The sequence below is a fragment of the Dawidia cretensis genome (assembly GCF_018598175.1).
Classification (GTDB): Bacteria; Bacteroidota; Bacteroidia; order Cytophagales; family Cyclobacteriaceae; genus Ohtaekwangia; species Ohtaekwangia cretensis.
This window is the reverse complement of sequence record NZ_JAHESE010000068.1, coordinates 1-8760: the sequence shown is the minus strand read 5'-3', so window position 1 is coordinate 8760 and position 8760 is coordinate 1. Positions and strand designations below refer to the sequence as shown.

6 protein-coding genes and 1 pseudogene are annotated in these 8760 nt (G+C 54.4%); 4 read left to right on the top strand and 3 right to left on the bottom strand.

The features are described 5' to 3' along the window. Positions 1-165 precede the first annotated feature (165 nt). On the bottom strand, positions 166-2091 hold the full coding sequence (locus KK062_RS29510) for a glycosyl hydrolase family 18 protein (protein WP_254087993.1): 1926 nt from the start codon (positions 2089-2091) through the stop codon (positions 166-168). 395 nt (positions 2092-2486) lie between these two features. Here KK062_RS29510 and KK062_RS29505 point away from each other — a divergent pair, with 395 nt between their 5' ends. Continuing rightward, a complete protein-coding gene (locus tag KK062_RS29505) occupies positions 2487-4970 on the top strand; it encodes a phosphocholine-specific phospholipase C (protein WP_254087992.1) in 2484 nt (827 codons plus the stop codon). Between the two features lie 2 nt (positions 4971-4972). Here the strand turns inward: KK062_RS29505 and KK062_RS29500 are convergent, their stop codons facing one another. Further along, complete coding sequence (locus KK062_RS29500) at positions 4973-5374, bottom strand: response regulator (RefSeq protein WP_254087991.1); 402 nt, start codon at positions 5372-5374, stop codon at positions 4973-4975. 206 nt (positions 5375-5580) lie between these two features. Here KK062_RS29500 and KK062_RS29495 point away from each other — a divergent pair, with 206 nt between their 5' ends. The 3 genes from KK062_RS29495 to KK062_RS29485 all read left to right on the top strand — a co-directional run bounded on the left by KK062_RS29495 (position 5581) and on the right by KK062_RS29485 (position 8213). Further along, positions 5581-7449, top strand: coding sequence for a GAF domain-containing protein (locus tag KK062_RS29495; protein ID WP_254087990.1), 1869 nt, complete (start codon positions 5581-5583; stop codon positions 7447-7449). A 198-nt stretch (positions 7450-7647) separates the two neighbouring features. After that, positions 7648-7887, top strand: a complete 240-nt coding sequence (locus KK062_RS29490) for a hypothetical protein (protein WP_254087989.1) — start codon at positions 7648-7650, stop codon at positions 7885-7887. 71 nt (positions 7888-7958) lie between these two features. Then, complete coding sequence (locus tag KK062_RS29485; protein ID WP_254087988.1) at positions 7959-8213, top strand: hypothetical protein; 255 nt, start codon at positions 7959-7961, stop codon at positions 8211-8213. Positions 8214-8284: 71 nt separating this feature from the next. On the opposite strand, the pseudogene KK062_RS29480 reads toward KK062_RS29485, so the two are convergent. Beyond that, positions 8285-8760: pseudogene (locus KK062_RS29480) on the bottom strand (hypothetical protein); the annotation flags it as partial.

The window sequence follows — 8760 nt, the reverse complement described above, 5'->3', positions numbered from 1 at the left end:
GAGGTCCTCTTTAAGACGATAAGATTAGTAAAAAATCTTAACCTGACACTTGGTCCTTATGACAGTACCTTGCGCCAGGTATACCGCTGACGCGGTTGAGATGTAATGTTATAAGAACAGCCCGGCTTTTGGCCGGGCTGTTTGTGTTTATACGCTGTGGGTGGATTATTTCTTCAGCAGTTTTAGCTGTTTTTGTGTGTTTTTGTAGATCAGGGTGCCGACGTGCAGGCCGGGCTTCAGGGAAGAGGCATCCACGGTGATTTCGTGGTGGCCGGCTTCCAGGTAGCCGTTGAACACTTCGATTACCTGACCGTCAGTCGTACCGGCTACGCGCAGGGAGACAGGGCCGGCTTCGGGCAGGTCGACGGATACCGTTGTTGTGCTGGTGAAGGGGTTCGGGTATACTGTGCCCGAGGCTTCGGCTACGCGTGCTTGTGCAGCGGCAGCTCCATATACTTCGAGCTCGAAGATGGAGTAGCCCCACTCGGTGGCACGGGTTACGCCTTGTACGCGGATGTAGCGCGCGCTGCCGCTCAGGCCTGTCAGGTCGTTCACCAGGGTGGTGTTCCCGTTGACGGCGCGGAGGTCGTTCCAGGTAGAGCCGTTGGCAGAGCCTTGTACTTTGTAGTCGCGGCCGTAGGCAGCTTCCCACGTGATCTTCACGCGGTTTACATTGTAGGTGGCGCCGAGGTCTACGGTCAGTGTCTCGGTGTTGCTATAACCGCTTGACCAGCGTGTGGTGGCGTTGCCGTCTACCGCAAATGAGGCGGCGAATTGCGCTTCTTCGGTAGAGGAAGCGGTTACCGATTTGTTCAGGGCCAGGTTGCCCGTAGAGCCAGAACCGCCGGTGATGCTAAACCAGTTGATGTTGATACCACCTGCGGGGAAAGCGAGTGCGATTTCCTGTACGCCGGCAGTCAGCTGCACGGTGTGAGAAACCGTCTGCCATACTTGCCAGCCGCCAGTTGCGGGAACGTTGATCGTGCCAAACGCCGCGCTACCACCATAGGACTCCAGTCTGATCTGGCCGCCGGTGCTTTCGCTGGCTACACGGTATTGTACAGTGTATGTGCCAGTAGAGGGTACGTTGATTTTGTATCCTGCCCAGTCACCGGTTTCGATGTAGCCGATGTTCTGGCCACCGCCGGCGTCGGTTGTTGCTTCGGTTTGGATGCCGCTCATGTAGCAGAAGCTTTCGGCTTGCAGCGTGCCGGGCAGGCTAACCGTTGAGCAAGTAGGTTGCGGTTGGTCGCCGCCTTTGCAGACGCCGCCCAGTGTGTTGTATACGGCGTTGATGTCGCCCCAGGTAGAGATCTCCCAGATCATGATACCGCCGGCGCTGGTCTTGGCCAGGTTGGCTTTTTGTACGTGCAGGTTGGTGTTGTTGTCGGAGCTATAGAAAGGAATGCCCAACACACGTTTTTCTTTGGTTACACCGCGGCTTGTCCAGTAGTTGATGGCGTCAACGGCTTGCGAGTAGGGTGCATTCGACGGGCAGGCGCAGTCGTAGGACATGATGTTGACCAGGTCGAGGATGGCGAGGTTGCCATAGTTGTTTCCATAGTATGAGCCGGCGGGTACCGCGGCTGTGAGCAGCTTGCCCATGCCGTGGATGCGGGTGGCCAGCGGATTCATCAGCGCGTTCCAGCGTGCTTGTGACGTAGGATATTCCCAGTCGATGTCGATACCGTCCAGGTTGTATTGCGTGATGAGGTTCGCGCAGCTGTTCACAAACTGGTTGATCGCGGTTTGGTTCGTTGCAATGGCTTCGAACGGTGTGTTGTCAGGCGAAGAACCTAACCAGCCGCCGACGGCCAACAATATTTTGGTGTTGGAGGCGTGGCCGAGTGTTACCAGCTCGGACAGTTTGCCGGAGTTTTCGATGGCGGGAATGGTACCGTTACTGTTCGGAATGCCGAAGGAGTAGTTGATGTGTGAATACTTGCTGTAGTCGATGGCAGAAGCAGCGCCGGACCAGCTTGGGAAGTATCCCACGATGTTGTAGCAGGATTGTGCATCCGCGAAGAGCGGTGCCAGTAGAACAAGCAAGCAAAAGATCAGCGATCGTTTGCCGGGTAGTGGTGTTTTCATAGATAGAATGATAAGTTTATATAATTTTTTTTTCTGTTGGGGCAACTATAGTCTGGTTGTAGTGTGTAGGATTTTTATTTTGTCATTGGCGTTGTGGTTTAGTGAGGTGCTTCGCCAGTCTGAAGACTGGCATCAGGGCAGGCACAAGTCTCCGCCCGCGACGGGCTAAGACTTGCGCCAGCATTTATACTGGGTGAATATGGAGGGCGCGTGGCGGGAACCGTATGTCAAATCGACTAACGGTTATATAACCGGAAGACCCCGGTGTTTCCGACGTAGACCGCGGAGTCTGTTCCCGGTACGCGTGTGTGCGTTACCAAACCGTTAATTCCAATCTATGAGCCCAAAAGTTGTGGTGAATAAGGGCTACCTTTAGACCGAATAGTTTGTCGATCATGGAAACACGTCGTGAGTTTATCAAGAAGGCGACCCTGTTGTCGGGTGCCGCGGGAATGTTGACTACACTGCCACCCGCTATTCAACGCGCGCTGGCGATCGATCCACCGGTCGGTACGACGTGGCGCGATGCTGAGCACGTGGTGATCCTGATGCAGGAGAACCGCTCGTTCGATCATTGTTATGGTTCGCTGCGCGGTGTTCGCGGCTTTCGCGATCCGCGCGCGATGACACTGCCTAACCAGAACCCGGTATGGTTGCAAACCAATGCCGCGGGGCAAACGTATTTTCCTTTCCGTCTCGACATCAAGGACACGCGAGCGACCTGGATGGGCTCTCTGCCGCACTCGTGGTCTAACCAGGTGGATGCGCGCAACGAAGGACACCATGACCAGTGGCTGCAAGCCAAACCCTCGGGGCGTGACGGATATAAAGACATGCCGCTGACGCTGGGGTACTATACCCGCGAGGATATTCCATTTTACTACGCTCTGGCGGATGCCTTTACAGTGTGCGATCAGAACTTCTCATCGTCGCTTACCGGAACGACACCCAATCGTCTTTACCTGTGGACCGGCACGATCCGCGAGAAACCGTCTACCAGCGCGCCGGCCATGGTGCGCAATGAAGACCTCGATTACGACGATGCCCGCCTGGCGCACTGGACGACGTTTCCCGAGCGGCTGGAAGCGCACGGCATCTCCTGGAAAGTATACCAGAACGAATTGAGTGTAGGGGTGGGGTTTGAAGGAGAGGAAGATGCCTGGCTGGCCAATTTTACCGACAATCCGCTGGAGTGGTTTGAACAATATCATGTGAAGTTTTCGGAGGCGTATCGTCGCTATTTGCCGAAGCGCATTGAGTTTTTGCGACAGGAGATCGCGCGCCTGGACGCTGCGAGTCCCGAGCGGACCGCAAAGGAACAAGCCCTGCAGCAGGCCCTGGAGGATCAGCGACGCTTTACGGCGGAAGCCTATGCTGCGCTGACGGAGCGGGCCCGTAATCTGCACGAGAAGGCGTTTACGACCAATCGCATCGATCCCGATTATCATACACTGGCTTCACTGCCCTATACGGAAGGTACCGATACGCGACAGGTGCAGGTGCCAAAGGGCGACGTCCTGGCGCAGTTCCGGGCGGATGTGGCGGCGGATACATTGCCCGCGGTGTCGTGGGTGGTGGCGCCGGAGAATTTCTCGGACCATCCGGGGGCGCCGTGGTATGGTGCCTGGTATGTGTCGGAGGTGATGGACATTTTGACAAACAAGCCGGAGGTATGGAAGAAGACGATCTTTATACTCTGCTACGACGAGAACGATGGTTATTTCGATCATGTGCCGCCGTTTGTGCCGCCGCACCCGAACAAGCCTGATTCCGGTAAAGTGTCGGCGGGGATCGACACGGCGGTTGAATATGTAACGCTGGCGCAGGACCGGTTGCGTAAGCCGGGCCCGGAAGCACGCGAAAGTCCGATCGGCCTGGGGTACCGCGTGCCGTTGGTGATAGCCTCCCCGTGGAGCCGCGGCGGCGCGGTCTGCTCGCAGGTGTTCGACCATACGTCGGTGCTGCAGTTCCTGGAGAAGTTCCTCTCGCACAAAACCGGTAAGCCGGTAGTGGAGCCGAACATCAGCGCGTGGCGCCGCACGGTATGCGGCGACCTGACGTCGGTGTTTAAACCTTACCAGGGTGAAAAGATCCCGCTGCCGTCCTTCCTGGAACACGATGAAGTGATTGCATCTATACACCGGGCACGGTTCAAGCAGGTGCCTTCGGGGTATCGTGCCCTGACGGCCGACGAGGTGGCGGCCCTGCGCCGGGCGCCGCGTACGGCTTCCACGCTGTTTACGCAGGAGCCCGGTACGCGTACTGCGCGCGCCATACCGTATGAACTATACGCCGACGGTGGGCTTCGCGAGGGAGGCAAAATCTTTCAGATGACATTGGAGGCAAACAATCGCATGTTTAACGATGCGGCGGCGGGTGCGCCGTTTCATGTATATGCACGGGGCCTGGTACGCGCTGTTGCGCCGCGGGCCTATGCCGTCACGGCCGGTGACCGTTTGCACGATTCCTGGAAGGTATCAGATTTCGTCGACGGGAAATATACATTGCAGGTCTATGGACCGAATGGCTTTTACCGGGCGTTTGCGGGTAATGCAGAGGACCCGGCGCTGGTGACGACATGCGTGTATGTGTATACGTTTGATAAAAAGGGACGCGCGAAGGGTGATGTCATGTTACACCTAAGAAATACGGGCGAGAGCACGCTGGTGGTACATGTTGTGGACAATGCCTACCATGCACCCGCACAGGTACAGACCGTTGCAGCGGGTAAAACGACTATATGTCAGCTGAAGCTGGAGAAAAGTGCAGGATGGTATGACGTGACAATCACGGCGGAAGGGTATAATGCTTTTCGAAAGCAATATGCCGGGCACGTAGAGACGGGCCAGGACAGCCTGACCGATCCGCAGATGGCCTGAGATCAGGCGGCGCGCCGGCGCAGCTTAGGCGCGTCTACGAGGGTTGGTGCGGGCCGGTATTTGGTCAGCAGGCGGTTGAAGAGGTCTTTGTCGAATGGTTTTTTGAGAATCTCCACGAAGCCGGAGTCGAGCAGGAGGCTGGCGCGACGATCGTCTACGTGGCAGGTGATGGCAAATGCCTGGAACGACGGTCCCTTCATTTCCCGCAGATCTTGCAACAGATCGATGCCGTCGAGGTCGTCTTTCAGCATGACGTTGAGGATGGCGATATCGAAGGGGCGGGTAGAGGCAAAGGCCATGGCTTCACGGGCGGAAGCAAGGGTGGTGACATGATACTCCGGCTGGAGTATTTTCTTTACGATGAACCGATCTGTAATCAGATCGTCGACAACTAAAATGTGCATGCGCTTCTTTTAATCGTGCGTAAAGATACCAGGCTGGTATCACCTTTATATTACGCCACGTTGATGTTATTGTCAAGGAAAGCGGCCTCAAAAGCCTATTTTTACAGGCCGCCAGGGCGGTGCTGGAAGTATAATAATTTCATAATCGTACGGCCGCAGTGGACCGGCCGTTGGGTGCTATCTTGCGTTTTTACTGTGGGGTACTCATGAAACTTATTGAATTCTTTCTTAGCCTGAGGATTCGGATTAAGCTATTGCTGGCGTTCGGATCAATCATGCTGCTCTCGGCAATCATGGTGATCATGATCTGGCAGACCTTCACCAACATTGGTGAGTATAAAAAAATCAGCGAGGAGGTCGACGCGGTCAACATTCACATCCTGGAAATGGACATGGCGGCTCAGTATTTTATGCTGGAGGCCTTTAAGCAAGAGGATTTTCAGAAGGATGGTATCAACTTGTATACGGACACTTACCGCCAACACGACGACACGGTACGCACGCTGCTGGCGGGTATTGGTGGTGAGCAGGGTTTCTTCCAACAAGATACGCTGACGGCGTCCATCAAGGACCGTGTCGGTCGTATAGCCCAACGGTTTCAGCATTTACAGGAGCTTTTGCGGAAGCGGGGCTTTAAGGACTATGGTCTGGAAGGCGAACTGCGTCGCGCGATCCACGCGGTGGAGAACTCGTCTTTTCCCTACGACAAGGTCGATATGCTGATGCTGCGTCGGCACGAGAAAGACTTTTTCCTGCGCAAGGATATGAAGTATCCTCAAGAGTTCAACAACAAGGTAGGGGAGTTCACGGCGCGTATTGCGGCCGAGCATGAAGGCCCTGAGAAGGATGATATCTTACAGAAGATCGCGGCCTATCAAAAGCAATTTAACGAGGTGGTGGCGATCGATTCGGTCATTGGCCTAAAGGATACGCGTGGGCTGAAGGGCCTGATCCGCCATGATCTTATTGCTTTGAAAGCATCCATCGGCATGCTGCGTACGAAGGTGAAAGTTTTTAGTGAGGCATACGCCCGGAAGCGCATCATCTTTGTCGGTGTACTTTTCCTGGTGCAGCTGGGGCTGGGCATTGTACTGGCGTTTGTTTATGCGGATATTCTCTCCCGTGCCATCAAGGAGATACGCCAGGCGATGAAATCCCTGGCCGATGGTATTTTCCCAGGAAAGATGCCCATCAAAACCACGGAAGAGATTGGTGATACGAAACAAGCGTTTAATCAACTGCTGGACCGTATGCAGGCGGCGACGACGTTCTCGGAGGCACTGGGTAACGGCGAGCTGTCGTCGCGTTACGATAAAAACTTTCGCGAGGATGTATTGGCTCGCTCCCTTATCAAAATGCAGGAGAAGCTGACGGAAGCTCAGGAGCGGCAGATGATGATCCACTGGGCGAGTGAAGGCACGGCGTTGTTTAGCGAGCTGCTGACGAACCAGGCAGAGGACACGGCGGCGTTGGCAGACAACGTACTCAAGCACCTGGTGAAATACGTGGGTATGAACCAAGGAGCACTGTACAGTGTGGTGGATCATGCAGGTGAGCGTTACCTGGATCGCCTGGCAACGTTCGCCTACGAACGGAAACGTTTTGTGAGCCAGCGACTGGACCCCGACCAGGGAATCATCGGGCAGTGTATCGCGGAAGGCACTACTATTGTGCTGACGGATATCCCCGTGGGCTATGTGCAGATCACGTCGGGATTGGGCGAAGCCACCCCGCGGTATATTATTGTATTGCCGCTTAAAATGCGCGAGCATGTGGTCGGTGCGATCGAGCTGGCAGGCTTCCATAATCTGAAGCCGCACCAGGTACAATTCCTCGAGAAGATTGCCGAATATGTGGCGTCGGCACTGGGCTCACGCCAGGTGTATGACGACACGCAAAAGCTACTGGCGGAAGCGCGCGAGAATAATCAGCGGCTCCAGGCGCAGGAGGAAGAGATACGGCAGCATGCCGAAGAAATGCAGGCGATGCAAGAGGACATGACGCGACAACAGCGGATGCTTGAAGAGGAGATTCGTACGTTAAAGATGAACGGGACACTGCAATCCGTCCATTAACAATAGGTTTATGGAGTTTCATGACAGTGTAATTTAGTTTACGCGTAGTAAACTAATAGCGAATACATCGTGTAGGAGGGGTGTCGATAAAACATTTCTGACGTCTATCGGCTATCTAATATTAAGTTTTTGTTAAGTAGTTTAACATTTCAGTAACATGGTCTACTTTTGTTCAAACAACTTACGTAATTCCCCTATATGACTAAGAAGATTTCAAAGAAGGAGATTCAGGATGTATTGCAAGAGGCGATAAGCACTGCACTAAACAAGCTGGAAGTCTCTGCGCCTTCGAAGAAAACAAAGAAGCTGCTGGACCGCATTTCTAAAAAAGTGTCGGTTCGTGTAAAGCGCGAGATGAAGCGTAAGAACAACGCTGCTACGAAGGCTATCGCTACCGGCACGAAAAAAGCAAAAGCGACGAAGGCCGCACATGCCTGATCTGCCCGGATTGATCTGTCATTGCCCGCGTGGCATGGGCGGATCAATCCCGTTTTTCTGAACGCATCGCTGTGGAAAAAGAAGATAAAGTATACAAACGCCGGTTTAATAGTTCCCTGGAACCGATGAAGGTCATGCTGGTGGATTTGCGCCGTACGCTGGCGCCCGAGGCATGGCTGGCACTGGTGCAACGCACGCGTGAAAGTGTCGTGCGCAATCCCGATCAATATATTGAAGGCAGCAATGACCTGCCGCCGGGCGATGACTATCAACGCATTATTTCGCTGATCTTTGATGAGTTTTTGCACGATTGTGCAATACGATGAGACAGTGTGCGTGTGAAATGTCAATGTAAAGGCCGCTGCTTAGCATAAACTAAGCAGCGGCCTTTGTGTTGTTAGTACTGGCGGCCGAAGGGGCGTACGTGCTTGACGTATTTGTTGTCAACGACCCATGTACTGATGGTGTTGTTAGGCGCTTTTATGATAATCTTACAGAAGGTTGTTTCTGGTTGTGCGAAAGTATATTTGCCGGCGGATACGGGTACTTCTGCCACACGGGTGTAGGTGTCGTCGCCTTTGCCGTCGCGCACGTTGTTGGTCGTGCTTACGAGGATCTCTGCTTTTCCGGCACCGTCCAATATACCCCAGGTCAGCTCGATGTTCTTCCCGTTACGTACGGCCTTCAGGTCGTGCATCGATACCTTGCCGGTGAAGGGCACGCCGTCGAGCTCTTGCTCGGTTGTGGCGGGTAGCGGAATGGTGAGGAAACGCAGGATGGACGGCATGATGTCAACGGTGGCGGTGTTGGTCTTGAATCGGGCATTGAGGTCGGCCAGGTTGGTGTAGATACTGTCTCGTATACACAACTCCG

What these genes read in the sequence shown, in the direction of transcription:
- KK062_RS29510 (WP_254087993.1), bottom strand. Translation starts at nt 2,091, where the DNA reads ATGAAAACACCACTACCCGGCAAACGATCGCTGATCTTTTGCTTGCTT.
- KK062_RS29505 (WP_254087992.1), top strand. Translation starts at nt 2,487, where the DNA reads ATGGAAACACGTCGTGAGTTTATCAAGAAGGCGACCCTGTTGTCGGGT.
- KK062_RS29500 (WP_254087991.1), bottom strand. Translation starts at nt 5,374, where the DNA reads ATGCACATTTTAGTTGTCGACGATCTGATTACAGATCGGTTCATCGTA.
- KK062_RS29495 (WP_254087990.1), top strand. Translation starts at nt 5,581, where the DNA reads ATGAAACTTATTGAATTCTTTCTTAGCCTGAGGATTCGGATTAAGCTA.
- KK062_RS29490 (WP_254087989.1), top strand. Translation starts at nt 7,648, where the DNA reads ATGACTAAGAAGATTTCAAAGAAGGAGATTCAGGATGTATTGCAAGAG.